This is a genomic window from Microbacterium sp. NPDC087591, from assembly GCF_044743625.1.
Lineage (GTDB): Bacteria > Actinomycetota > Actinomycetes > Actinomycetales > Microbacteriaceae > Microbacterium.
Genome location: NZ_JBIUWU010000001.1, coordinates 1,162,955 through 1,188,303 on the forward strand (window position 1 = coordinate 1,162,955; position 25,349 = coordinate 1,188,303).

Annotated in this window: 24 protein-coding genes; 9 read left to right on the plus strand and 15 right to left on the minus strand. The window is 69.2% G+C overall.

All coding sequences use genetic code 11. The features are described from left to right. Window positions 1–130 precede the first annotated feature (130 nt). On the minus strand, window positions 131–673 hold the full coding sequence (locus ACIOVG_RS05385) for a universal stress protein (protein ID WP_400869877.1): 543 nt from the start codon (window positions 671–673) through the stop codon (window positions 131–133). A 148-nt stretch (window positions 674–821) separates the two neighbouring features. Here ACIOVG_RS05385 and ACIOVG_RS05390 point away from each other — a divergent pair, with 148 nt between their 5' ends. Next, complete coding sequence (locus ACIOVG_RS05390) at window positions 822–1,007, plus strand: DUF3073 domain-containing protein (protein WP_017204296.1); 186 nt, start codon at window positions 822–824, stop codon at window positions 1,005–1,007. A 100-nt stretch (window positions 1,008–1,107) separates the two neighbouring features. Then, window positions 1,108–1,911, plus strand: a complete 804-nt coding sequence (locus ACIOVG_RS05395) for an MOSC domain-containing protein (RefSeq protein WP_400869880.1) — start codon at window positions 1,108–1,110, stop codon at window positions 1,909–1,911. Window positions 1,912–2,019: 108 nt separating this feature from the next. Here the strand turns inward: ACIOVG_RS05395 and ACIOVG_RS05400 are convergent, their stop codons facing one another. Next, window positions 2,020–2,544 (minus strand): DUF1772 domain-containing protein, encoded by a 525-nt coding sequence (locus ACIOVG_RS05400; RefSeq protein WP_400869883.1) that lies wholly within the window; start codon window positions 2,542–2,544, stop codon window positions 2,020–2,022. A gap of 64 nt (window positions 2,545–2,608) precedes the next feature. On the opposite strand from ACIOVG_RS05400, the gene ACIOVG_RS05405 reads away from it, so the two are divergent. Continuing rightward, window positions 2,609–3,235 (plus strand): TetR/AcrR family transcriptional regulator, encoded by a 627-nt coding sequence (locus tag ACIOVG_RS05405; RefSeq protein WP_400869886.1) that lies wholly within the window; start codon window positions 2,609–2,611, stop codon window positions 3,233–3,235. A 149-nt stretch (window positions 3,236–3,384) separates the two neighbouring features. Here ACIOVG_RS05405 and ACIOVG_RS05410 read toward each other — a convergent pair whose 3' ends face one another. The 3 genes from ACIOVG_RS05410 to purM are packed head-to-tail and all read right to left on the minus strand — an operon-like array spanning window position 3,385 to window position 7,350. Next, a complete protein-coding gene (locus ACIOVG_RS05410) occupies window positions 3,385–4,692 on the minus strand; it encodes a CynX/NimT family MFS transporter (protein ID WP_400869889.1) in 1,308 nt (435 codons plus the stop codon). Window positions 4,693–4,740: 48 nt separating this feature from the next. Then, the gene (purF, locus tag ACIOVG_RS05415; RefSeq protein WP_400869892.1) at window positions 4,741–6,228 is read right to left on the minus strand and encodes an amidophosphoribosyltransferase; all 1,488 of its coding nucleotides are present in this window, start codon (window positions 6,226–6,228) and stop codon (window positions 4,741–4,743) included. A gap of 6 nt (window positions 6,229–6,234) precedes the next feature. Next, window positions 6,235–7,350: a phosphoribosylformylglycinamidine cyclo-ligase gene (gene purM, locus ACIOVG_RS05420; RefSeq protein ID WP_400869894.1), complete on the minus strand. Its 1,116-nt coding sequence runs from the start codon at window positions 7,348–7,350 to the stop codon at window positions 6,235–6,237. Window positions 7,351–7,435: 85 nt separating this feature from the next. Between purM and ACIOVG_RS05425 the strand changes: the two genes are divergently transcribed. Then, window positions 7,436–8,041, plus strand: a complete 606-nt coding sequence (locus ACIOVG_RS05425; RefSeq protein WP_400869896.1) for a zinc-binding alcohol dehydrogenase — start codon at window positions 7,436–7,438, stop codon at window positions 8,039–8,041. Between the two features lie 15 nt (window positions 8,042–8,056). Here ACIOVG_RS05425 and ACIOVG_RS05430 read toward each other — a convergent pair whose 3' ends face one another. Both ACIOVG_RS05430 and ACIOVG_RS05435 read right to left on the minus strand, forming a co-directional pair. Further along, the gene (locus ACIOVG_RS05430) at window positions 8,057–8,371 is read right to left on the minus strand and encodes a potassium transporter Trk (protein ID WP_400869899.1); all 315 of its coding nucleotides are present in this window, start codon (window positions 8,369–8,371) and stop codon (window positions 8,057–8,059) included. Between the two features lie 232 nt (window positions 8,372–8,603). Continuing rightward, on the minus strand, window positions 8,604–13,226 hold the full coding sequence (locus ACIOVG_RS05435; protein WP_400869902.1) for an HtaA domain-containing protein: 4,623 nt from the start codon (window positions 13,224–13,226) through the stop codon (window positions 8,604–8,606). A 164-nt stretch (window positions 13,227–13,390) separates the two neighbouring features. On the opposite strand from ACIOVG_RS05435, the gene ACIOVG_RS05440 reads away from it, so the two are divergent. The 3 genes from ACIOVG_RS05440 to ACIOVG_RS05450 are packed head-to-tail and all read left to right on the plus strand — an operon-like array spanning window position 13,391 to window position 16,352. Further along, entirely contained in the window at window positions 13,391–14,512 is a 1,122-nt protein-coding gene (locus ACIOVG_RS05440; protein ID WP_400869905.1) for a hemin ABC transporter substrate-binding protein, read from the plus strand. After that, entirely contained in the window at window positions 14,509–15,582 is a 1,074-nt protein-coding gene (locus ACIOVG_RS05445) for a FecCD family ABC transporter permease (protein WP_400869908.1), read from the plus strand. Before ACIOVG_RS05440 ends, ACIOVG_RS05445 begins: the two co-directional genes overlap by 4 nt. After that, on the plus strand, window positions 15,579–16,352 hold the full coding sequence (locus tag ACIOVG_RS05450) for a heme ABC transporter ATP-binding protein (RefSeq protein ID WP_400869911.1): 774 nt from the start codon (window positions 15,579–15,581) through the stop codon (window positions 16,350–16,352). Before ACIOVG_RS05445 ends, ACIOVG_RS05450 begins: the two co-directional genes overlap by 4 nt. A gap of 6 nt (window positions 16,353–16,358) precedes the next feature. Here the strand turns inward: ACIOVG_RS05450 and ACIOVG_RS05455 are convergent, their stop codons facing one another. The 3 genes from ACIOVG_RS05455 to ACIOVG_RS05465 are packed head-to-tail and all read right to left on the minus strand — an operon-like array spanning window position 16,359 to window position 17,662. Next, window positions 16,359–16,802, minus strand: coding sequence for a GNAT family N-acetyltransferase (locus tag ACIOVG_RS05455; protein ID WP_400869914.1), 444 nt, complete (start codon window positions 16,800–16,802; stop codon window positions 16,359–16,361). A 29-nt stretch (window positions 16,803–16,831) separates the two neighbouring features. After that, window positions 16,832–17,200, minus strand: coding sequence for a sterol carrier family protein (locus ACIOVG_RS05460; protein WP_400869917.1), 369 nt, complete (start codon window positions 17,198–17,200; stop codon window positions 16,832–16,834). 3 nt (window positions 17,201–17,203) lie between these two features. Further along, window positions 17,204–17,662 carry a hypothetical protein gene (locus ACIOVG_RS05465; protein ID WP_400869920.1) on the minus strand — a complete coding sequence of 153 codons (459 nt, stop codon included), beginning with the start codon at window positions 17,660–17,662 and terminating at the stop codon, window positions 17,204–17,206. A gap of 64 nt (window positions 17,663–17,726) precedes the next feature. On the opposite strand from ACIOVG_RS05465, the gene ACIOVG_RS05470 reads away from it, so the two are divergent. Continuing rightward, window positions 17,727–18,398: an NUDIX hydrolase gene (locus ACIOVG_RS05470; RefSeq protein ID WP_400869922.1), complete on the plus strand. Its 672-nt coding sequence runs from the start codon at window positions 17,727–17,729 to the stop codon at window positions 18,396–18,398. Between the two features lie 243 nt (window positions 18,399–18,641). After that, window positions 18,642–19,919 (plus strand): phosphoribosylamine--glycine ligase, encoded by a 1,278-nt coding sequence (gene purD / locus ACIOVG_RS05475; RefSeq protein WP_400869925.1) that lies wholly within the window; start codon window positions 18,642–18,644, stop codon window positions 19,917–19,919. 120 nt (window positions 19,920–20,039) lie between these two features. Here purD and ACIOVG_RS05480 read toward each other — a convergent pair whose 3' ends face one another. The 5 genes from ACIOVG_RS05480 to ACIOVG_RS05500 form a co-directional block, all read right to left on the minus strand. Beyond that, window positions 20,040–20,768, minus strand: coding sequence for an amino acid ABC transporter ATP-binding protein (locus ACIOVG_RS05480; RefSeq protein WP_247628866.1), 729 nt, complete (start codon window positions 20,766–20,768; stop codon window positions 20,040–20,042). Beyond that, complete coding sequence (locus ACIOVG_RS05485; RefSeq protein WP_400869928.1) at window positions 20,765–22,243, minus strand: amino acid ABC transporter substrate-binding protein/permease; 1,479 nt, start codon at window positions 22,241–22,243, stop codon at window positions 20,765–20,767. Before ACIOVG_RS05485 ends, ACIOVG_RS05480 begins: the two co-directional genes overlap by 4 nt. A 181-nt stretch (window positions 22,244–22,424) precedes the next feature. Beyond that, window positions 22,425–22,955 carry a GNAT family N-acetyltransferase gene (locus tag ACIOVG_RS05490; protein WP_400869931.1) on the minus strand — a complete coding sequence of 177 codons (531 nt, stop codon included), beginning with the start codon at window positions 22,953–22,955 and terminating at the stop codon, window positions 22,425–22,427. Between the two features lie 96 nt (window positions 22,956–23,051). After that, the gene (locus tag ACIOVG_RS05495; RefSeq protein WP_400869934.1) at window positions 23,052–24,611 is read right to left on the minus strand and encodes a DHA2 family efflux MFS transporter permease subunit; all 1,560 of its coding nucleotides are present in this window, start codon (window positions 24,609–24,611) and stop codon (window positions 23,052–23,054) included. Beyond that, window positions 24,608–25,231 carry a PadR family transcriptional regulator gene (locus tag ACIOVG_RS05500; protein WP_400869936.1) on the minus strand — a complete coding sequence of 208 codons (624 nt, stop codon included), beginning with the start codon at window positions 25,229–25,231 and terminating at the stop codon, window positions 24,608–24,610. The genes ACIOVG_RS05495 and ACIOVG_RS05500 overlap by 4 nt, the downstream gene beginning before the upstream one ends. Between the last annotated feature and the right edge of the window lie 118 nt (window positions 25,232–25,349).

Sequence of the window (25,349 nt, forward strand, 5' to 3'; positions counted from 1 at the left end):
GCTATGCGCCCACTCGCGGCGGAGCGGCGGTCGCGCGAGAGCGCCCGACGTGCGAGAGAGCCCGTCACCCAAGCAGGCCCGTCACCCGAGAGAGCCCGACGCGCGAGCAGAACCTGCCGAGCAGGACTGCCTACTCCGGCCAGATCTCCTTCTGGGTGTCCGGCACGGACTCCCCCAACGGCACGACCAGCACCGAACGGTGCTGACGGTGCGTGAGCCGCGCGGCCACCGATCCGGTGAAGAACTCCCGGATCGACTCGCCGATCCCGCGCTTGCGGGTGCCCACCACGATCAGCTGGGCATCGAGCTTGTTGGCGAGCTGCTTGATCGCCAGGGCCGGATCCCCGACGAGCTGGCGCGCCGTCCAGGTGATGCCCGAGTCGTCGAGCACCTCCGCGGCAGCCGCCTGCACGGCCTCGAACTCGGCAGCTCCGGCGTCGAAGTTGATGTCGATCGGCGCCGAGTGCACGTAGCCGTCCGGGTCCTCGTACGTGACGAATCGCGTGACGTCGACGTGCACCACGACGAGGGGTACGCCGAGCAACCGGGCGAAGCGCAGCGCCTCATCGAGCACACGGCGTTCGTGATCCGGCTGGATGCCGACGATCACGGCTTTCTGCAACGAGGCGTTCTGTGCCGCCTCGTCGGACGGTGTGGAGGTGTTGTCGGTCATGATGATCGTTCCCTTCACCAGCCTGGCCTCAGCCAGAGGGGTCTACCCGCGTGCTATTCTGAATGCTACTCTTACCGGCTTTATCCGGTGTCGTGAAATGCCTCGGGCTCCTGTCGCCCAGAGCTGAACTCGTGAGGGGGTCTCGCGCATGGGCCGTGGCCGTCAGAAGGCGAAACACACAAAGATCGCCCGCGAACTCAAGGCGTACAGTCCGTCGGTGAACTACTCCGCGCTCGAGCGCGAATTGGCTCACCCGACCGACGAAGACGCCTACGTCGACAAGTGGGCTGATGACTATGCCGACGAAGATGAGGATGAACTAGAGAAGGCCTGACCGCCTGATCTGTTGAAACCCCCGTGCGACCCACGGGGGTTTCAACGTGCCCGGATGCCTGTCCTGCCCGGATGCGTCCGCTTCCTGAGAGGATCGCCTCATGCCTCGCGTCGTCGCCCTCACCCGCTACCCGATCAAGGGATTCACTCCCGAACCGCTCGAGTCGATGCTCGTGCAGCCGGATGGCCGTGTCGTGGGCGACCGGGTGCTGGCGTTCCGATTCGCGGATGCCGCCGAGCCCGAGGACCGCGACGGTCTCGACTACTGGCCGAAGGCGAAAGGACTCGCCCTCCAGGACTTCCCCGCACTGGCGGCGCTGCGCACGAGCTATGACCACGCGTCGGCGCGGGTCAGGGTCGAGCTCGACGGCTCGGTGCTCGTCGAAGCCGGACTCGACGACGCCGGCCGGGAAGAGCTGGCGCAGGCCATCACCGATTTCGTGCTGACGACATCGGATGCCCGTCGCCTCCAGCGGCCGGGTCGGCTCCCCCTGGTGCTCGTCGGCGACGGCGAGACCTCCCGTTTCCAGGACCGCCCGCAGGGATACCTCTCGGTGCACAGCCGCGCCAGCGTCGCAGCTCTGGGAGAGGCACTGCCGCTGCGCATCGATGATCGCCGCTTCCGCTCCAACATCGTGATCGACGGTGTCGACGCCTGGGAGGAGCTCGACTGGACCGGCGACGTGCGCATCGGGGAGGTGACGCTCCGCGCGGCCGGCCCGATCGTGCGCTGCCTCGCCACGCATGCCAACCCCGACACCGGGGAGCGCGACGCGAAGGTACTCACCACGTTGACCCGGGCGTTCGATCAGCAGGAGCCCACGCTCGGTCGCCTCCTGCTCCCCGGATGGTCCACGACCGGCGGCGGTGTCATCCGCATCGGCGACGAGGTGCACGCGCACTGAGCGCCCCTCCCCCGGCCTCCCGCGAGTGCACGGGATGCCGTCGAACACACGACTTGTCGACGCGATCAGGCCGTGCAGTCGGCAGGATGCCGTGCACTCGGCGGAGGCTCAGCGCGAGAGCACCCGCACCAGCGCGAGGCAGCTCAGCAGGAGGCTCGTCCCGGATGCGACGGTGCGGATGACGTTGAACAGCTGCCACCTGCCGGAGTAGGCCGACCAGATCTCCGCCGCCTCCTCGCGCGACGCCGGAATGGCGATGGCCGCCAGCGCCTCGTTCATGGGCACGTTGACGAGCTGGGTCAGCAGGACCGCGCCGCCGACGTAGATCACGGTCGCCGCGCCGAGCAGGATGGCCGCGCGACGATGGCGACTCCGTGCTGCGGCGACGGATGCCGCCGCCAGCACGACGACTGTCCCGAAGAACACCGGAGCGAACACCCCGTTGCGCACCGACGCGTTCATCGCGTTCATGGCCGTGATCGCGACCGCCGGATCGACGGCGTCGAGCCCCCACATCGTGGAGCAGATCCACGCATAGAAGAAGCCGAAGATCGCCCCGGTGAAGACGATCGCGACCACCGCGAGTGCGAGGGGGACGCTGACACGGCGGCGGTGGAGAGCGGCGGAAGACATGAGCACCTCGACAAATCGAACCAGTGAGTACGGTTATATTCGTACCATGGATTACGATTAGTCCATGAGCGATGAGATGACCGCACGATCCCGTCGCGGCCGTCCCACCGCGGGCGAATCCACCGCCCGACGTGCGTTCGTGCTGGACGCGACCTTCGCCGAGCTGGTCGACCACGGCTACCAGAACCTGACGATGACCGCGGTGGCTCGCCGCGCCGGCGCCTCGAAGGAGACGCTCTACTCCTGGTTCGGCAACAAGCAGGGCCTCATCGCCGCTCTCGTGCACGACCAGGCCGCTGACACCGAGGCGCGCCTGATCGAGGTGCTCGATGAATCCGCCGACGTCCGCGAGGTGCTCACCCACTTCGCCACCCGATTGCTCGTGCTGCTCACGGGAGACCGCTCGGTCGCCCTGAACCGCGCCGCGATGACGGATCCGGAGCTCGCCTCACTGCTGCTTCGGGAAGGACGCCACCGTACGGGGCTCCTCGTCGAGCACTACCTCGCGCAGGCGCATGCGCGAGGCGAACTCCGCGCGCCGCGTCCTGACGAGTCGTTCGAGCTGCTCTACGGCCTCATCGTGCGCGACACCCAGATCCGCGTGCTGCTCGGAGAGCCCGCGCCGCCGCGCGATGCGCTCGAGCGGCGGGCGGTGGCGGCGGTGCGCCAGTTCCTGGCAGTGGCTCCCTGACACTCCGCGCGCGAGTGCACGGGCTGCTGTCGAGCGCACGACTTGTCGACGCGATCACGCCGTGCAGTCGGCAGGATGCCGTGCAGTCGGCAGGATGCCGTGCAGTCGGCAGGATGCCGTGCAGTCGGCGGAAGGCGGTCCAGCGGCGGTCACCACCGGCCGTTGCGCAGCTCCCACTCGTCTTCGATGGTCCGACGGCGCCCCGCGATGATGCCGGCGGGGATCGACGCCACCAGCACAGCGGCGACCACGACGAGCGGCACCTGCCACCCTGCGGTCGTCTCGTGCAGCAGACCGATCAGCAGCGGGAAGATCGCAGCGAGCGCATAGCCGATGCTCTGCACGAACCCGCTCAGCGCGACGGCGCTCTCGGGCGTGCGGGCGCGGATGCTGAGCAGCACCAGGCTGAGCGGGAACATGATGGCGGTGAGGCCGAAGATGCTGACCCAGAGCGGAAGTGCCACGGTCGGCGCGAGCAGCATGCCGAGCAGGCCGATGAGGCCGGCGCCGACCGCGACGAAGAACAGCGGACGCGTCGCCTGGAACCGCACGATCAGGATCGGCACGAGCATGGAGCTCGGCAGACCGATCAGGGCGAACAGCGAGAGCAGGAACCCGGCGGTCGCCGGCGTCACCCCGCCGATGTCGACGAGCATGGTCGGCATCCAGGCGAACGACACGTAGGCCATGGTCGAGGAGGTGCCGAAGACCAGCGCCAGGGCCCAGGGCAGCGGCAGACGCCACAGCCGTCCGAAGTAACGCGGATTCGCGGGGACGGTCGAGATCGGACCGGTCGCGACGGCGACGGCATCCTGCATGTCGTGCACGCCGTCTGTCGGATCGAGGACGTACTCCTCCTCCGAGACCGGCGCTGCACCGCCGGAGCGCTCGCGGATCAGCAGGGTCAGCCACGGCACCAGAGCGATCGCCGCGAACACTCCCCACATGCCCAGCGACACCCGCCAGCTGAGCGAGTCCGCGACCGGCACCGCGACCAGCGGCGGCAGGAACGTCGAGACGGCCAGCGTCGTGGAGTAGACCGTCATCATGATGCCGATGCGGTCGGGGAAGTACTTCTTCACCAGCGGCGGGAGCAGCACGTTGCCTGACCCGACTCCGGCGAACACGACGACGGTCGCCGCCAGCAGCGTCGATGAGTCCGTGGCGAAGCCGCGCAGCAGCATCCCGAGCGCCATGAGCGCGATCGCGGTGACGGCGACCCGCTCCAGCCCGAACCGCCGCTCGAACAGCGGAGTGACCAGGCCGAAGATCGCGAAGCAGACGGGCGGCGCTGCGCCGATCAGACCGACGACGACCGGGGACAGCGGGAAGTCGACCGCGATGTTGTCGATGACCGGCGACAGCGAGGCGACAGCGGATCGCAGCGAGAACGCGACCAGCACGATCCCGATCAGCGCGAGCGTCCGCCCCTGCCAGAGCGGCCTGACCTCACCCACGGCGATTCCTGGGCGCGCGCGACGAGTCGAAGGGCAGGGACCCGGACACTATGACGTCTGCGTCCCCTCCACCCACGCGAGGTACTCGTCGGAGACCGTGCCGGTGACGTAGCGTCCGTCGAAGCAGCTCATGTCGAGGTCGGTGATGGCCGTGCCCTCGGTGATCGCGGCCTTGAGGTCGTCGACCTCCTGGTACACGAGGTGGTCGCAACCGAGCTCTTCGGCGATCTCGGGGATCGTCCGTCCGTGCGCGATGAGCTCCTGGCGCGACGGCATGTTGATGCCGTAGACGTGCGGGTGACGCACGGGCGGTGCGGCCGAGGCGAATGTGACCGAGGTGGCACCGGCATCCCGGGCCATCTGGATGATCTCCTTCGACGTCGTGCCGCGCACGATCGAGTCGTCGATCAGCAGCACGTTCTTGCCGCGGAACTCCGTCGACATCGCGTTCAGCTTCTGACGCACGCTCTTCTTGCGCACGGCCTGGCCGGGCATGATGAAGGTGCGTCCGACGTAGCGGTTCTTGTAGAAGCCCTCGCGGTACTCGATGCCGAGCTTGCGGGCGACCTCCATCGCCGCGGGGCGTGAGGAGTCGGGGATCGGCATGACGACGTCGATCTTGTCCATCGGCACGTGCTTGGCGATCGTGTCGGCGAGACGGTCTCCCATGCGCAGACGCGATTCGTACACCGAGACGCCGTTCATGACGGAGTCGGGACGCGCGAGGTAGACGTACTCGAACGCGCACGGCGCGAGAGTCGTGTCCGTGGCGCACTGCTTGGAGTGCAGCTCGCCGTCGTTCGTGATGAACACGGCCTCGCCGGGCTCGATCTCGCGCACGACCTCGTAGTCGCCGTTCTCGAGCACGAGCGACTCGCTCGCGACGACCCATTCGTCGCCGGGCTGGGTCGCTGACCCTGTCGAAGCGTCGCTGCGGCTCTTGCGGTGGCCGAGGATCAGCGGACGGATGCCGAAGGGATCGCGGAACGCGAGCAGACCGTACCCGGCGATCACGGCGATCACGGCGTAGGCGCCTTCGATGCGCTCGTGCGTGCGCTTCACGGCCTCGAACACCCGCTCCGGGTCGAGGTCGACCGTCGAGGTGGTGTTCTGCAGCTCACCGGCGAGCACGTTCAGCAGCAGCTCGGTGTCGCTGGAGGAGTTCAGGTGGCGACGGTCGCGCTGCGCCATCTCGGCCGTGAGCTCACGGGTGTTGGTGAGGTTGCCGTTGTGGATGAGGATGATGCCGTACGGCGCGTTCACGTAGAACGGCTGCATCTCCTCCTCGTTGGAGGCGGTGCCCTTGGTGGCATAGCGCACGTGGCCGAGGCCGACGTTGCCGAGCAGCGCTCGCATGTCGCGGGTGCGGAACGCCTCGCGGACCATGCCCTGCGCCTTGGCGTTGTGCATCACCCCGTTCGACTCCGCCGTCGCGATGCCCGTCGCATCCTGGCCGCGATGCTGCAGCAGCAGGAGTGCGTCGTAGATGTCCTGATTGACCGGGGCTGTCCCCACCATTCCGACGATGCCGCACATGGGGTATTACTTCGCTCCGTCCGCGTATGCACCGACGAGGCGCACCGCTCCGCCGTCGACGCCCTTGGCGCCCTGTTCGAACTCTCCTGCCGGACGCGCGCCGAAGCCGACGGTGCCGACCTGCCACGAGGGCATGCCCTCGGCGTTCAGCGCCGCGATCGCCGCGTCCTTCTTGTCTGCGGCGATCACCGCGAGGAAGCCGATCCCCAGGTTCCAGGTACCCTCGGCGGACTCCAGCGTGGAACCGGCGATGTCACTCAGCACACGGAAGACCGGGCTGGGCGACCAGCTGTTGCGATCGACCTCGGCCCAGCTGCCCTGCGGGAGCACGCGGGCCAGGTTCGCCGCGATGCCGCCACCGGTGACGTGGCTGAGCGCGTGCACGCCGCCGCCGAGCTGCTCGATCAGGCGGAGCAGCGGAAGGGTGTACAGGCGGGTCGGCTCGAGAAGGGCCTCGCCCCAGGTGGTGCCGAAGTCGGCGGCGTTGTCGCCGTAGCCGATGCCGGCGTTCGTGATGATGTGGCGCACGAGCGAGTAGCCGTTGGAGTGCAGTCCGCTGGACGACACCGCGATGACGGCGTCGCCGTCCTGCACGCGGTCCGCACCGAGGATGGCGTCGGCCTCGACGACGCCGGTCGCGGCACCCGCGACGTCGTAGTCGCGCGGACCGAGCAGACCGGGGTGCTCCGCGGTCTCACCGCCGACGAGCGCGGTGCCGGTGGCGGAGCACGCCTCGGCGATGCCGCGCACGATGTCGGCGATGCGCTGCGGGAAGACCTTGCCGCACGCGATGTAGTCGGTCATGAAGAGCGGCTTGGCGCCCACCACGACGATGTCGTCGACGACCATGCCGACCAGGTCCTGGCCAATCGTGTCGTGCTTGTCGATCGCCTGCGCGATCGCGACCTTGGTGCCGACGCCGTCGGTGCTGGTCGCGAGGAGCGGTCGGCGGAAGTCGCGCAGCGCACTGGCGTCGAACAGGCCGGCGAAACCGCCGACACCGCCGAGCACTTCGGGGCCGTGCGTCGCGCGCACGGACGACTTCATCAGCTCGACGGCGAGATCGCCTGCAGCGGTATCGACGCCGGCTTCGGAATAGGGATTGGTGGGGGAGGCAGCCACACCTCCAGCCTACCGCCCGCAGCGACCCCGACTCTCCGCACGACGAGACTCGGATGCCGAGGCCCCAGCGCCCTACGATGGGGCCATGGCCGACAAGCCGCAGTGGCTCATCCGCGAAGACGCGAGCGTTCCCGTGCTGCTCGCCCTCGCGCTGCGCCAGGCCATCGGCATCCGGGTTCCGGAGGACCTGCCGAGCCTCCGCGACCTGCCGGTCCGCGCACCGGATGCCGTCGACCCCGTTCCGGCGCTCGAGGCGCAGTGGCGCGACTACTGGGACATGACCGTCGAACCGCGTGCGCATCCGTCCGATGTGCCGCTCGAGCTCGTCGACGGATTCGACACCCTGGTCGCCCTCCCCGCGTCCGGCGCCGAGCAGCTCGCCGAGGCGATCGCCCCGCAGGCATCCGAGGCGCTCCGATACGCCCGTGCCGCCCACGACCGCTACGTCAACTCCATGAAGAGCAACACGGGCGGCGACGCCTACCGTGCCTACGCCAGCGCGATCGCGGAGTTCGAGCGCGAGGTGGGACGCCGGGCGCATTCGTTCGAGCTGAACGTGCAGGTGCTGCCGTTCTCACAGCGCGGCATCTGGTGGATCGGGGCGCTCACGGTCGCCGTGACCGACGGTCTGCGGCGCGACGTGGTCGCCTTCGACGCGGCCATCCGACCGATCATCGCCGAGCTGGCGTGACCGCAGAACCGAGGATCAGTCGACTTCGATGATGGTCTCGCGCTCGACGCGCACGACGCGGTCGTGCCGGCGGGCGATCCGTTCGAGGACGAGCCCGGCGATGCCGCCGAGCGCGATGCCGATCGGCACCGTCCACAGCAGCAGGAAGCCGAAGACCTGGCCGGGAGGGTAGACGACATCGAGGACGCGGGATTCCTCGAAGCTGCCGATCCAGGTGAGGATGCCGGCGGCGATGATCCCGACCACCACGCCGATGCCCATCAGCACGCCGTACCGCGGCACGTGGCGCACGGTCGCTTCGACGGTCTGGTGGGAATCGGTGGAGGACATGCCTCCATTGTCCCACCGACCGGGCACGCTGTGCACCGGGGTTCCCCCGCGACCCCGGCGACGCGCAGGAGGATGTGCGACGTGAAGGAGGAATCCGGGGGGATCGGTCCTGCATCCCGCACTTCCTCCTGCAGGTCGCACCGCTCGACCCGACCCCGACCGCACCCGGCACGCAGAGAACCGCCCTCCCCACGTCCGCTGCGGGGAGGGCGGTTCGGTCCTGCGTCCGAGGTCAGACCTCGGTGGTCACCTCGGCCGTCTCGTGCTTCTTGTTGCGACGGGCGATCAGCACACCACCGGCTGCAGCCACGGCGACGACGACCAGGCCGCCGACGATCCAGGGCCACACCGGGGCACCCTCGGAGTCGGCCGGAGTCGTCACCGCGGTGACGGTGGTGGATGCCTCAGCCTCGGCCTCGGGCTTCTCCTCCACCGCGACGCCGCACTCCGCGTCGACCGGGATCACCGCGGTCACCGGGTCGAGGGCTTCGCCCGCGGCGTAGGTCCCGAACGCGGCGGCGCCGGCCTCGGTCAGGGTGGTCGGGATCGCGTCGAACGACAGCACCCCGTCGACGACGGCGGCGTCTCCCCGTGCGAACTCCGCGAGGCGCACATCCTTCTGGTCGACGCTGGCGCCGTCCTGGGTGGTGCCGGTCACGTCGAACACGAGGTAGCCGGTGTCGCCGGCCAGCTCGATGCGGGCGTTCGCCAGCGTCGTGTTCAGCGCGCCGTCGTGGCCCGTGAAGGTGATGCTGCCGCCGTACGTCACCAGCCCCGCGAGGGACTCGTCGTCGAACGAACCGGTGCCGTTCTCCCACACATAGTCGGGGTACTGGTACGCGACGTCGGTGAGAGTCCAGCCGCCCTTCGCGATGCCCTCGATGTAGGTGCGGAACGACTCCTTGTAGCCCCACTTGAGCGTGGCGCCCTCGACCGTGCACGCGCCGATCACGGCCGTCGCGCGGGTCAGCGTGAACGCCAGTCCGCGGTCGACCGACCCCTGCAGGGTCAGCGTGTGCGGGCCGTCTTCCAGGCTCGCGGGCAGCGCGCCCGTCCAGGTGGCGACGCCATCGGCATCCGCCTTCACCGTGTCGAGCAGCACCGGCGTCGAGTAGACGACGACCTTGATGCCCTCTTCGTTCGCCTGGAACCCGGATGCCGAGATCGTCGCCGGGAGTCCGGACTCGAGAGCGGCAAGGTTGTCGTCGTCGATCACGATGCCCTCGGCACTCGGCGGGGTGGCGGGGAGCGTCTGCTTCACCTTCACCGCTGCCGCAGCCACCGTGCCTGTCGTGCCCGAGGGCGCCGCCGCCACCGAGCCGATCGTGAAGGTGACCGGGTTCAGCACGGTCGAGTAGCCGGACAGCACCCGGTCGCGACCGGCATCCGTCAGCGCGGTCGGCGCCGCCGTGTAGGTCACCGCACCGTTCGCCGTCGTGCGCACGGCCCGCGAGAGGTCGACCGTGGCGAACGCGACCTGCGATCCACCGCTCGAGACGTACAGCGTCGCGGCTCCGGCCGACGTGATGCGGATCTGCGGATTCGCGACCGTGACGTCGAGGACGCCGTTGTGGCCGGTGAACCGCACCGAGCCGCGGTACACGACCGAGCCGAGTCCCGTCTTGGTGTCGTAGTCGCCACCGACCGTCTGACCGAACTGGAACTGACCGCCCGAGCGGGTCGCGCCGTTCGACACATCGATGGCGCCCTTGGCGATGGCGCTCGTGATGTAGCTCGTGAACGACGAGGAGATCGCCCAGCGGAGCGAACCGCCCGGCACGCTCGCCGGCGGGGTCACCGGCTTGCTCGGCGTCTCGGGCACCGTGACGTCGAGCAGCCTGTCCCACTGCGCCGGGGTGATGGTCACCGTCGAACGCGCGTAGATCGTGTCGGCGGTGGGCAGGGAGTGCTGCTGCCACACGATGACCTCGTACGTCTTCGTGCGGTCCAGCGTCTTCGCGGCGGTCGTGAGGTGGACCGAGAACGCGCCGAACGCGACCTTCTGCACGTACTTCATGGCGAGGAATCCACCGCCGGCGGTGACGTCCGCCTCCGTACCCGACTCGATCAGTGCGACATAGGCGCCCGCGATCCCGCCGAGGTTCGACGCCGCGGCCGTGACCGTGAGGCCGTCCTTCGCGGTCGCCGTCTTGACCTTCGTCTGCACCGCAGCGGAGTCGTCGTCGAGCAGAGCCGACCACTGCGCGTCGCTGATCGTGACCGCGCCGCGTGCGTAGATCGTGGTCGCGTTCGGGAAGCTGTGCTGCTGCCAGGCGATCACCTCGTACGACTTCGCGCGGTCGAGCGTGTCGGCCGCAGCCGTCAGGTCGATCGTGAAGGCGCCGCCGGCGACCTTCTGGACGTACTGCATCGCGAGGTATCCGCCACCGGAGGTGACATCGGCCTCGGTGCCGGACTCGATCAGCGCGACATACGCGCCCGTGATCGCGCCCAGATTCTTCGCGGATGCCGTGACCGTCAGCCCGTCCTTCGCCGTCGCCGATTTCACCGAGGTCGTGAGCGCAGGACCGGGCGCAGGCTGCAACGCCGTCCACTGCGCGTCACCGATCGTGACGGTGGAGCGGGCGTAGATGGTCGATGCGGTCGGCAGCGTGTGCTGCTGCCACGCGATCACCTCGTACGACTTCGTGCGGTCGAGCGTGTCGGCCGCCGCGGTCAGGTCGACGCTGAACACGCCACCCGAGACGTTGCGCACGTACTGCATCGCGAGGAAGCCGCTGCTGCCCGTGACATCGGCCTCGGTGCCGGACTCGATCAGCGCGACATACGCGCCCGTGATCGCGCCCAGGTTCGTGCCGGATGCCGTGACCGTCAGCCCGTCCTTCGCCGTCGCCGACTTCACCGAGGTGGAGACGGCGGGCGCCCTGGCGTAGTCGAGGGCGACGCTGCGTTCCTGGTCGGGGTTGGAGACGCCACCGGCCGGATACGTGTACACACCGTACGAACCAGGAGTCGCCGCGGCATCCTTCAGGGTCAGGGTCGCAGTGAACGTGCCGTCATCGGCGATGTCGACCCACTGCGAGCGGATCGCGTTCTGGTACTGCGAGGGCACCTGCTCCAGCACACCCTCCGACAACGCCCACACCTGCGCGCCCACCGACCGGGCAGACGACGCCGCCCCCGCGGACGGCTGCCACGTCGAGGCGAAGTTGCCGAACACCACATACGTGCCCTGCGGAAGATTCGCCGGGATCGGAACACCCCGACCACCCACATTCGCCGTCGGGTCATACCCCGACCCCTTCACCACGACCTTGTCGCCCGCCTTCAACACCACACCCGCAGCCGGCGTCACACCATCCGCCAGGAACACCGCGATCGACGCGTCAACCGGCTCCGGCTCGACCGGGGCGATCTCGTCCCAGTCGGCGTCACTGATCGCGACGGCGGCACGCGCGAGGATCGTCTCGGCAGTGGGCAACGTGTGCTGCTTCCAGACGAGGACCTCGTAGGTCTTGGTGCGGTCGAGCGTGTTGGCTGCTGCGGTGAGGTCGACGCTGAACGCGCCGCCGGTGATCCCCCGCACGTACTGCATCGCGAGGAAGCCGCCGCCGGCCGTGACACCGGCCTCGGTGCCGGTCTCGATCAGAGCCGCGTACACGCCCGCCGCCGCACCGAAGTCGGTGCCGGTGACGCTCGCCGTGATCCCGGGCGTCGGGGCGGAGACGGCCGAGGTGACCGCGATCTTCGGGGTCTTGGCGTAGTCGAGGGCGACGCTGCGTTCCTGGTCGGGGTTGGACACGCCACCGGCCGGATACGTGTACACACCGTACGAACCGGGAGTCGCCGCGGCATCCTTCAGGGTCAAAGTCGCGGTGAACGTGCCGTCATCGGCGATGTCGACCCACTGCGAGCGGATCGCGTTCTGGTACTGCGAGGGCACCTGCTCCAGCACACCCTCCGACAACGCCCACACCTGCGCGCCCACCGACCGGGCAGACGACGCCGCCCCCGCGGACGGCTGCCACGTCGAGGCGAAGTTGCCGAACACCACATACGTGCCCTGCGGAAGATTCGCCGGGATCGGAACACCCCGACCACCCACATTCGCGGTCGGGTCATACCCCGACCCCTTCACCACGACCTTGTCGCCCGCCTTCAACGCCACACCCGCAGCCGGCGTCACACCATCCGCCAGGAACACCGCGATCGACGCATCGACCGGCTCCGGCTCGGTACCGGGATCCGTGCCCGGCTCTGTGCCGGGGTCCGTGCCGGGATCGGTTCCCGGATCGGTTCCCGGATCGGTTCCCGGATCGGTTCCCGGGTCAGTGCCCGGGTCCGTGCCCGGATCGGTACCGGGGTCCGTGCCGGGATCGGTTCCCGGATCGGTTCCCGGGTCCGTGCCCGGCTCGGTGGTCTCTGCGCCGAAGACGGCATCCCACTGTCCCGAGGAGATCGCGACGTCGCCGCGCCCGTAGATGGTCGATGCATCGGGGTTCGAGTGCTGCTGCCAGATGAGCACCTCGTAGACCTTCGTCCGGTCCAGCGAACCGGCGGGCGCGGTCAGCGTGAACGACGTCGCCCCTGCCGCGACCGTTGGGAACGGAACGGCGAAGGCCGCATATCCGCCGCCGCCTGTGAGTCCGCTCTCGGTGCCCTTGACGATGAGGGCGGCGTACGCGCCGGCGACATCGGGAAGGCCATCCGCCTGCACCTGCACGCTCACGCCCGAGGAGCTGGCGGAGGTGACGCTGGCGGTGACCGTACCTCCGGCCGCATGTGCGGGCGGAGCGATCACCGCGCCGGCGGCGACGAGGAGGAAGGAGACGAAGGCAGCGAGCAGGACGCGTAGGCGACTGCTCCCTGAGGATGCGATGGCTGTGTCGTTCACGATTCTCCACGGCCCGCTGGCACGCGGCTGAGGACGCGCGCCGGCGGTGCCGCAATGCAGTCGGGCGAAGGTAGGGTTTTGGTTAGGCTTAGCTAAGCAAGCCGCCATTCCCGAGCGTAGGGGTGCACGGGAGAGCGCGTCAAGTTTTAGGATAGCCTTGCCTAATGCGTCGCGTTCTCTCCGTCCTCTTCGTCGCCGCTCTCGCCGTCGGTCTCACCGCGTGCGCGGAGCCGGGCGCGACCGCAGCGCCCCCGTCCGCCGGGGAAGACAGCTGCCCGCAGGCATCCGTCCCGCTCGCCTCGCTCGACCTGGTCGACGACGTCCGCGGGCATGCCGGACCCTCGACCGCCTGCCTCTCCAGCCATGCCATCGCGCCGGTCGATGACGACACCGCTCCCGTGCTGCCGGTGACCGTGACCGACAGCGAAGGCCGCGAGATCGAGATCACCGATGTCGACCGCATCCTCCCGATCGACATCTCCGGCACCATCGCCTCGACTGTGTTCGCTCTCGGGCTCGGCGACCAGGTCGTCGGCCGTGACTCGTCCACCGTCTTCGTCGGCACCGAGGACCTGCCCGTCGTGACCAAGACCGGGCACACGCTCAACGCCGAGGCCATCCTGGAGCTCGCGCCGACCGTCATCCTCACCGACACCACGATCGGCCCGAAGGAGATCCGCCAGCAGCTGCGCGATGCCGGCATCGCCGTCGTCGTGATCTCCAGCGACCGCCGCCTCGACACCACCGACGAGCTCGTGACCGAGATCGCCACGGCACTCGGCGTGCCCAGCCGCGGAGAAGCGCTCATCGCGCGACTCGACACCGCGGTCGACGAGACGCTCGCCGAGATCGCAGCGGTCATCCCTGCCGCCGAAGAAGACCGCGCGCGGATGCTCTTCCTCTACGTGCGCGGCAGTGCGAACGTGTACTACATCTTCGGCGAGGACTCCGGTGCCGACTCCCTCATCGACGCCGTGGGCGGAGTGGATGTCGCCGCCGAGATCGGCTGGGAGGGCATGAAGCCCATGACCGCCGAGGCGCTCGTCGCCGCTCGTCCCGACGTGCTCGTGATGATGACCGACGGGCTCGAATCGGTCGGCGGTATCGACGGCCTGATCGAACGCGTGCCCGCCGTCGCCGAGACGCCCGCCGGCATCAACCGCCGCGTGATCGACATGGCCGACAGCGAGATCCTGAGCTTCGGACCCCGCTCGGCCGACGTGATCGGAGCGATCGCCCGCGCGCTGTACGCCCCCGAGTCCTCGACTCCCGAGCCCGCGAAATGACCGGAGAGGTCGTCACCTCCACGCCCGCCACGCACCGCACGCTGCGGTTCACCCTGGTCACGAGTGGACTGCTCGTCGCGCTCGTGATCACCTGCATCTTCTCGATCACGAGCGGTCAGTACTCGCTCTCACCCACCGATCTGATCGGGGTGCTGCTGCGCGGCATCGGCATCGACACGGCCTGGGCTCCGACCTCGGCGACCGACTACGGGGTGATCTACAACCTGCGCCTCCCCCGGCTGGTGCTGGGCCTGCTGGTCGGCGCCGCGCTCGCGGTCTCGGGCGTGCTCATGCAGGCGATCTTCGGCAACCCGCTCGCGGATGCCGGTGTGGTCGGCGTCTCCTCCGGCGCCGCGCTGGGCGCTGCGGCCAGCATCACGTTCGGCATCGCCGCGCTCGGGATGTGGACGACGCCGCTCTTCGCTTTCCTCGGCGGTCTCATCGCGGTGCTCGCGGTCTACTTCATCAGCAGATCGGGCGGACGCACCGAAGTCGTCACCCTCCTGCTCACCGGCATCGCCATCAACGCGATCGCGGGTGCCGGCATGGCCTTCCTCACGTTCCTCGGCACGACCTCCACGCGCGAGCAGATCGTGTTCTGGCAGCTCGGCTCGCTCAACGGCGCGCTCTGGTCGAACGTCGCGCTCGTCGCTCCGCTGGTCGCGATCGGCATCGTGATCGCGCTGATCGTCTCGCCACAGCTCGACCTCTTCGCCCTCGGTGAGCGCACGGCCAGACATCTGGGTGTGAACGTGGAGCTGCTGCGCATGGTCGTGATCGTGACGGTCGCGATCCTGGTGTGCGCGGCGGTCGCCTTCGCCGGGATCATCGGTTTCGCCGGCCTCGTCGTGCCGCACCTGATGCGCATGATCATCGGCCCCGCGCACCTGCCGCTGATGATCGCCTCGGCGTTCGGTGGAGCGCTGCTGATCGCGGTCGCCGATCTCGTCGCCCGCACCGCCGTGCCCCTGGCCGACATGCCGATCGGCATGATCACCTCACTCGTCGGCGGACCGTTCTTCCTCTGGCTGCTCGTGCGCACGCGGCGTCGTTCGGGAGGGTGGGCATGAGCGTGCGGTTGCGCGGCACCGGGCTCACGGTGCGCGTCGGCGGAGGCAGGGCCATCCTCGACGACGCCTCGATCGACATCCGCGCCGGAGAGATCCATGCGCTGGTCGGTCCGAACGGCGCCGGCAAGTCGACGCTCTTCGGGGTGCTGGCCGGCGACGTCACCGCGCAGACCGGAGCGGTCACCCTCGACGAGACGCCGATCGCCGGCATCCGCCCCCAGGCGCTCGCTCGCGCGCGGGCCGTGCTGCTGCAGGAGAACGCGGTGTCGTTCCCGTTCACCGCCGAGCAGGTCGTGCGGATGGGGCGTGCGCCGTGGGCGCGAACCGAGTCCGCCGAGCAGGACGATGAGCTCGTCGCCGCGGCGATGACCGCGACCGAGGTCGCGCCCCTCGCGTCGCGCCCGGTGACCTCGCTGTCCGGCGGCGAGCGCGCCCGCGTCGCCCTGGCACGCGTGCTCGCCCAGGACACCGGCATCCTGCTGCTCGACGAGCCGACAGCGGCGCTCGACCTCAAGCATCACGAAGACGTCATGCGGCTGATCAGAGCGCAGGCGGATGCCGGGACCGCCGTGGCCATCGTGCTGCACGACCTCAACGCCGCTCTCGCCCACGCCGACCGGGTCACCCTGCTCGCGGACGGCAGGGTCGCGGCCTCAGGGACGGCGGAGGAGGTGCTCACGGCGGAGCGGATCGAGGCCGTGTACGGCCAGTCCGTCGACGTCTTCCCGCACCCCGCGACCGGCGTGCCGTTGGTGGTCGCGCGGCGCTGAGCAGCGTCAGCGGTCGGCAGGCGCCTGCGTCGGGTGGACCGGAAGCGCCGGCGCCGGACGCACCAGTGCGGTGCGGTCGGGAGCCTCGAAGCCGAACTGCTCGTAGAGTCCGTGGGCATCGCTCGTGAACAGCGTCCACCGGAAGTGCGCGCCGGGGCCGTCGTCGATCATCGCCTGGACGATCCGCTTGCCCAAGCCGTGCCCCCGGTGCCCCTCGGCCACGATGACGTCGGCGAGATACGCGAAACCGAGGCCGTCCGACACCGCACGGGCGAACCCGACCTGCGCGCCGGTCTCCTCGTCGTACACGCCGATGACCCGCCACGCCTCACGGATCTGCGTCTCGACGTCTTCCCGGCTGCGCCACTTCCCCCAGTACGCCTCGCGCAGCGCAGCCCAGACGGCGTCCGGGTCGATGCGGTCGGGGGAATCGTCGACGAGATAGCCCATCCGTCAACTCTAGAACCGGTCGCGACGCGCTACGGCCGCAGCGGGAGGACGTCGGAGAGGTCGGCGCGCGTCCCCGACGCATGGATGCGTCCGGCGGTCGCGACGTCGCCCCAGGCCTCTTGCCCGGTCGCCACCGCGATCCAGGTCGCAGCATCCATCTCGACGACGTTCGGCGGGGTACCTCGCGTGTGCCGAGGACCCTGGATGACCTGCACCGCGCCGAACGGCGGAACCCGCACCTCGACGCTGTTGCCCGGAGCCTTCTCGTCGAGCAGCTGCAGGAGGTACCGCACCGCGGTGGCCAGGTCAGTGCGCGCCGGCTTCTCGTCGGCGGCCTGCGCCGCGCGCACCGCATCGAGCGCGGTACGGCCGTCGATGATGTCGATCTTCTTCGCCATGCGTCAGTCCTCCCCGACCACGACAGCCGACCAGGCGCCCTGACCGTCGGCGCTGAGCCCATCGATCAGGACCTTCGTCGCCGCGTGCTGCACCTGCTCGATCGTATGCGGGCTGTCGGCGCAGACGAGATCCTCCGTACGGAGGCCGCGCGCCAGCTCCGTCTCGGACTCCTGCGCGCTCATCGTGACATCGACGCTCATCTTCTCCGGACCGACGCAGGAGAACACGATCTTCGTGACGGCCGTCGGCTTCTCGAAGGTGATCGCGATCCCGTGAGCATCGATGGCATCGGTGGCCTCGGACGCCAGGCCGCTCATCGACCCGAGCGCACCAGGGACCTCGACGGACTCCTGCTGCTGCAACCACTCCTGCACCGCGTCCTGGTCGATCTCGGGCGACGCGCATCCGCTCAGCCCCATCACCAGCAGCGCACCGAGCGCCGCAGCCTGCCATCGCCTCATCCGCCGAGCCTATCCTCGACGCGACAGCAGGCCCAGCCGGGCGTGCGGCGTCTAGGCTCGTGCCATGAGCACGCAGTATCCGGAGGGCGCACGCGCCGAGCTGCTTGCCGGCGTCGCCGCGCACTCCTGGGGCGGACCGTTCCCTCCGCTCGCCGATCCGGCCGCCGCGCACGACGCCTCGGTGCTGATCCTGTTCGGGGTGCTCGACAGCATCCCCGCCCCCACCGCAGACGCCGCCATCGCCCGTGACCTCGACGTGCTGCTGCAGCGGCGCGCGGAGACCCTCTCGTCGCACCCCGGTCAGGTCTCGTTCCCCGGGGGTCGCGCGGAGCCCGACGATGCCGATGCCGTGGCCACCGCACTCCGCGAAGCCCAGGAGGAGACCGGACTCGACCCCTCCGGTGTCGAAGTCCTGGCCACCCTGCCCGAGATCCCGCTCGCCGCGAGCAACCACCGGGTCACCCCGGTGCTGGGCTGGTGGCAGAAGCCGTCCCACGTCGCCGCGGTGGACCACGCCGAGACCGTGGAGGTCTTCCGCGTGCCGGTCGCGCAGCTGCTCGACCCCGCCACCCGCTACACCTCGGTGCGACGCTACGGCGACCTGACCTTCCGCGCACCGGCCTTCGACGTCGACGGCACGATCGTGTGGGGCTTCACCGCCATGGTGCTCAGCGGCCTGTTCGACGCCGCCGGATGGACGGTGCCCTGGGACGTCGAGGACGAGCGGCCGGTCTGAACTCCACCCGGTCTGGGAGTGGCGGCGTCCGTAACTCAGGAGAACCGGTGGGTATCGGCCCGATTCCGTGCCTCCGGGCCCCATCCGACCCGATCTTCCTGAGTGGTGGACACCGCTGCCCGTTCACAACTCCTCAGATTCGGCCGGCCCTGCGTCCGGATCCGGCCCAGACGGCCCGCAGGCACGCTTTCTTGAGGAGTTATGAACAGAAACCCCGCGTGCGTCCGTCGGTAGTCTGGACCTGTGAAGATTCTCGTCCTCGGTTCCGGTGCCCGTGAGCACGCGATCATCCTCTCCCTGCGGGCAGAGCAGACGGAGCACGAGATCTTCGTCGCTCCCGGCAACGCCGGCATGGCGACGGATGCGACGCCCGTCACGCTCGACCCCCTCGACGGCGGTGCGGTGACCGCGTTCGCGAACACCCACGCGATCGACCTCGTCGTGATCGGGCCCGAGGCTCCGCTGGTCGCCGGGGTCGCGGATGCACTGCGCGCCCACGGAATCCCGGTGTTCGGCCCCGGCAAGGCGGCCGCCGAGCTCGAGGGCTCGAAGTCGTTCGCGAAGCGGATCATGGACGAGGCCGGAGTCCCCACCGGACGCGCGGTCCGCGCCGCCACCGTCGCCGACGTCGAGGCGGCGTTCGACGACCTCGGCGCCCCCTACGTCGTGAAGGCCGACGGTCTGGCGGCGGGCAAGGGCGTCATCGTGACCTCCGACCGCGCCGAGGCGCTCGCCCACGCCGAGCACTACCTGCCCGCGGGCCCGGTGCTGATCGAGGAGTTCCTCTCGGGGCCCGAGGTCTCGCTGTTCTTCCTCAGCGACGGCGACACCGTGCGCGCGCTGAGCCCGGCGCAGGACTTCAAGCGCGCGCTCGACGGCGACGCCGGGCCCAACACGGGCGGCATGGGGGCGTACTCTCCGCTGCCCTGGCTCGCCGAGCAGTTCGGCAGCGAGCAGGAGTTCGTGGCCGAGGTCACCCGCGATGTCGCGCTTCCCGTCATCCGCCAGCTCGACGCCGAGGGCACCCCGTTCATCGGGCTGCTGTACGCCGGGCTCATCCTGACGCCCGCCGGCGTGCGGGTGATCGAGTTCAACGCGCGCTTCGGCGACCCCGAGACGCAGATCGTGCTGCCGCGCCTGGTCACCCCGTTGTCGGAGCTGCTGTTCGCCGCGGCATCCGGCACGCTCGAGGACCAGCCGGAGCCGGAGTTCAGCGACGACGTCGCGATCACGGTCGTGCTGGCGAGCGAGGGCTACCCGGAGGCACCGCAGACCGGTCGTCCGATCGAGGGCCTCGCCGCGGCTGCGGCCGTGGAGGGTGTGCGCATCGTGCATGCCGCGACCGCGTCGCCCGACGCCCCCGGCGGATCGCTCATCGCGACCGGTGGACGTGTGCTGAACGTGGTGGCCGTGGCATCCGACTTCCGCACGGCTCGCGCCCGCGCGTACGAGGCGATCGCGTTGATCGGACTCGACGGCTCGCACTACCGCACCGACATCGCCGCCCGCGTCGCGGAGTAGTCCCGCGCCGAGTGCACGGCGCAACGACGAATGCACGGCTTCTCCACGTGGAGAAGCCGTGCATTCGTCAGTAATCCGTGCGCTCGGCAAGAGCACGAGAGCGGGCGCAAAAGCGCGCGCTCAGAGCACCTTGGAGAGGAAGTCCTTCAGGCGCTCGTTCTTCGGGGCGCCGAACAGCTCGGCGGGCGGAGCCTCCTCGACCACGACGCCGCCGTCCATGAAGACCGTGCGGCCGGAGACCTCGCGGGCGAAGCCCATCTCGTGCGTGACCAGCACCATCGTCATGCCGCCGGATGCCAGGTCGCGGATGACCTGCAGCACCTCGCCGACCATCTCGGGGTCGAGCGCGCTGGTGGCCTCGTCGAAGAGCATGATCTCGGGGTCCATCGCGAGTGCACGGGCGATCGCCACACGCTGCTTCTGACCGCCCGAGAGCGATGCCGGCTTGGCATCCGCCTTCTCCGCGAGACCGACGCGCTCGAGCAGGGCGGTCGCGCGGGCGCGCGCATCCGCCTTCGAGAGCTTGCCCAGCTCGATCGGCGCGAGCGTGATGTTCTCCAGCACGGTCATGTGCGGGAACAGGTTGAAGTGCTGGAACACCATGCCGATGCGCTGGCGCACCTCATCGAGCTTCACGCTCTTGTCCGTCAGGTCGACGCCGTCGATCACGACGTGTCCCGAGGTGGGCTCCTCGAGCTTGTTGAGGCAGCGCAGCAGGGTCGACTTGCCCGAACCGGAGGGGCCGATGACCGCGATGACCTCGCCGTCCTCCACCGTGAGGTCGATGCCCTTGAGCACCTTGTTGTCTCCGAAGGACTTGTGCAGGTCCCGGACTTCGATCTTGCTCATGCGTTGAACTTCCTCTCCAGGCGGTTCGCGAGCAGCGTCAGCAGCGTGATCACGACGAAGTAGATCACGGCGACGATGGTCAGCACCTGTGCAGACAGGTAGGTGGAGGCGATGATCTGGCGCGACACGAACGTGAGCTCGGCGAGGCCGATCACGCTGATCAGCGACGTGTCCTTGAGGGTGATGATGCCCTGGTTCACGAACGAGGGGATCATGATGCGGAACGCCTGTGGGAGCACGACCTTCTGCATCGTCTTCCAATGCCCGAGGCCGAGCGAACGAGATGCCTCGTTCTGCCCGGGGTCGACGGCCTGGATGCCACCGCGGATGATCTCCGTCATGTAGGCGCCGGTGTTGAGCGAGAGCGTGATCGCGCCGGCGACGAACGGGTTGAACGTCAGGCCGGGGAACAGCTGCGGGATCGCGAAGAACACGAAGAACGCCTGCACCAGGATCGGGGTGCCGCGGAACACGTAGACGTAGGCCGTGGCGACCCACCGGAACGGGGCGAACTTCGAGATCCGTCCGAACCCGAACACGATGCCGAGGATGAACGCGGCCACGATCGCGACGATGGTCGCGAGGATGGTGAGCCACAGGCCCTCCATGAGCGCGGGCCAGTACTGCACCGCGACCGAGATGATGTCGGTCGGCTGTGTGCTCTCCTCGCCGCCGCTCAGGTACCGGTCGACGATCGTGTCGTACTCGCCGGATGCCTGGAGGTTCGCGAGGCCCGCGTTGAACATCTCGAGCAGTTCGGGGTTCAGCCCCTTGTTCACCGCGAAGCCGTACTCGCCGCCCAGCTCCGGTTCGCCGATCAGGCGGAAGCCCGACCCCTGCTGGATGCCGTAGGCGAGCACCGGGAAGTCCTCGAAGTAGCCGACGGCCTGGCCGGCCTTGACCGCATCGACCATGTCGGTCGTGTCCTGGTACGGAGTGACCCGGAAGCCGTACTTCTCCTGGTTCTCCTCGGCGAAGGTCTGGCCCTGGGTGCCCGTCTTGACGGCGACGGCCTTGCCGTCGAGGTCGTCGAGGGACTGCACGTCGCTGGATGCGAGGACGCCGAGCTGGATGCCGCTGGTGAAGTACGGATCGCTGAAGTCGAAGGCCTTCTTGCGCTCGTCCGTGATCGACATGCCGGCCATGACGGCGTCGACCTGGTTGGCCTGCAGCGCCTGGACCGCGGCGTCGAAACCGAGCTGGCGGATCTCGACCTCGAAGCCCTGGTCCTTCGCGATCGCGCGGAGCAGATCCATGTCGATGCCGACGAGGTCGCCGTCCTTGTCGGTGAACTCGAACGGCGCGAACGTGGTGTCCGTGCCGATCACGTAGGTGTCGGGGGCGTCTGCGGCAGACGCGGCGGATGCTCCTCCGAGCAGGGCACCGGCCGCGACGAGGGCGGTCAGCGCGGTGGCGACGGCGGTGCGCCCGAACAGGCGCAGCCGCGCGAGCGCGGGGGATGGATTTCGGATCACGACGGATGCTCCTCGGATCGGCGAGGACGACCGGACAGTCGCCGAGGATCAACCTTAGTAAACGCCAGGGAATGCTCCCGGCCCGCTCCGGTCGTGCTCACGGACGGCTCCGGTCGCGACGACGCCCCCGCATCGGCCCCGGAGGGGTGCTCTGCTGCGACCGGAACGGAGGATGACAGGGCTAGAGCTGCACCCAGTAGCGGCGCAGCAGCGCATGGCCGCGCGCGGACTGGTCGCTGACGTCCTGCAGCACCCCACCGGCACGCTCGATCGTGCGGGCTGAGGCGATGTTGTCGTCGTCGCACGTGATCAGCACGCGGTCGAGTCCGATCTCGCGAGCCCGGTCGAGGCCGAGCGCCAGGGCGGCCGAGGCGTACCCGCGGCGGCGCCGGGACTCCCGCACCGCGTAGCCGATGTGCCCGCCCACCTCGCGCAGCCACTCGTTCAGCTCGTGCCGGAAGGAGAGGAAGCCGATGACCTCGCCCTCGTCGACGATCCAGTAGAGGTCGTTGTGCACGAATCCGTCCGGCAGCACCGCCGATGTGTCGGCGACCCGCTCGGCCTTCTCGATCAGCGCGTCGAGCGTCGCCCGGTCCGGAGCGACCGGTGAATCGAGCCCTGCGCCGTCGATGTGACCGTCACCGAACTCGGAGACCGCCTCCGCCCAGGACTCGAAGAGGTCGGTGGTGGGTCGGATGAGCTGAACGGACATCGGCCCATGAAATCAGACCTGTGCGCGGGTCGCAAACCTCGGCCGGATACGGCTCCGCCCCCGGCACCCGGAGGGGCAGGGGGCGGAGCCGCGCGGTCACTCCGCCGGAGCGGGTGCGGATGCCGGGGCAGGAACCTCGGCCGCGGTGGGGCGCTTCTGCGGAGCGCCACGCAGGAACAGCGCCGCGATCAGTCCGATCACGATCACGCTGGCCGGCAGCAGGATGGCCTGCGACATGGCGGCCGCGAAGCCCTCGGCGACGGGGGCCGGAAGCGTTCCCCCCGAGCTGATGGAACCGGTGGCATCGCCCATGCCCGGAAGGTTCGCCTCGAGCCGCGCCTGCATGAAGGTCGCGATCGCGGCGGAACCGACGACGGAGCCGATCGTGCGGGTGGTGTTGTAAATGCCCGCACCGGCACCGGCCTGGCGCATCGGGAGCATCCGGGTGGCGGTCGTCGCCAGCGGACCCCACATGCCGGCGCTGCCGATGCCCAGGAGTGCGGACGGGAACAGGAACATCCAGATCTCGGTGTCCATGTTCACCAGCGCCGAGTACCAGAGCAGTGCCGCGGCGAAGAAGATCAGTCCGGGGATGAGGATCAGACGCGGATCGGTGCGGTCGAGGATCTTCCCGGCAAGTGGCGCGAGCACGCCCGAGAACACCGCCATCGGGATCATCAGCAGCGCGGCCTCGGTCGGGGTGAGCCCCCGGGCGATCTGCAGGAAGAACATCAGGGGCAGCGACATGCTCGTCACCGCGAAGCCGACCGTGGCGATCGCGATGTTGGCGCCGGAGAAGTTGCGGTCGCGGAAGAGTTCGAGCGGCACGAGAGCCTCGCTCTTGGTCTTCCACTGCTGCACGACGAACAGTGCGAGCACGACGATGCCGGCGATGATCAAGCCCCAGACCGAGATGGGCCCCCAGATGACGCCCCAGTCGTACTTCTCTCCCTCCTGCAGGCCGAACACCACCAGGAAGATCGCGACGGCGCTGAGCGCGACGCCGAGGATGTCGAAGCGGTGCGGATGCGTCTTGAGCTTGGGCACCAGGATCCAGGCGGCGATGAAGGCGATCACACCCACCGGCACGTTGACGAAGAAGATCCACTCCCACCCGAGACCGTCGACCAGCACGCCGCCGAGCAGCGGCCCGACCAGCGTCGCAACACCGGCCGTGGCACCCCACAGGCCCATGGCCGCACCGCGGCGGTTCGGCGGGAACGTGCGGGTGATGACGGCCATGGTCTGCGGCGTCATGAACGCCGCGCCGAGCCCCTGCACCGCGCGAGCGGCGATCAGTCCTTCGAGAGAGCTCGACAGACCGCACCAGAGCGAAGCGGCGGTGAAGATCGCGAGACCGATCAGGTAGATGTTCTTCGGGCCGAAGCGGTCACCGAGACGCCCGGTGATCAGCAGCGGCACGGCATAGGTCAGCAGATAGGCGCTGGTCACCCACACGACGTTGTCGAGGTTGTTGGTGTTCGGGTCGAGCGCGGCCTTGATCGCCGGGTTCGCCACCGACACGATCGTGGTGTCGACGAGGATCATGAAGAATCCGATGACGAGTGCCCAGAGGGCGGGCCAGGGGCTCTTCGGCGTCTGCCCTACGGCGAAGGGGCCGGTGTCGGGGCCGGCCTTCTGGCGTGAGTCGGTCATTGCTGTGCAGCCTTTCGCTGAGCGAGATAGCGGTCTGAGTCGGGGAACGCCGAGGGCCCCCAGGGGAGGCTGTCGGCGTCGAGGCGGGAGAGAAGGGAGTCGAGCCAGCGCAGCTCGGCGTCGAGGAGCACCTCTTGGCGCTCGATCTCGACGAGGACCTGGGCGGGGACGTCCTTGGCCCTGGCCCTGACGAGGCCGTCGCGATGCAGCGCGTGCTCCTCGACGAGCGCGATGCGGCGTTCACCGAGCAGCGCGACCACATCGTCTCGTTCGAGGTTGTGCGCTTCGGCGAGCGCGATGCGGAAGTCGGTGGGGCGATCGATCCGGGGCAGCTCGCGCTGCACCCAGGCGATCACGGCACAGCGCCCGGCATCCGTCAGCGTGTACGTCGTGCGCTCGGGACGGTTGCCCTCGCGGTCGATGCCCACCTCGTCGAGCAGCCCGGCCTTCTGCAGGCGTGAGACCGTGTGATACAGCGTGCCGTTGGTGATCGTGAGGAGCCGATCGTCGTGCCGCGCGCGCAGCAGACGCACCATCTCGTAGGGGTGCATGTCGCTCTCACGCAGCAGCGCGAGCACCATCACTCCCATGGGCGTCAACGTGTCCACCGGGTCCTTCATCACCTACTCCATCCCAATTAGTCCACGTGGACTATACGCCTGTTCCTGCAGAGGGGTCAACCGCCTCTGGGAGATCCGCTCCCGCCGAGGACGACACGGGGCCACGGAGCGGGTCGGA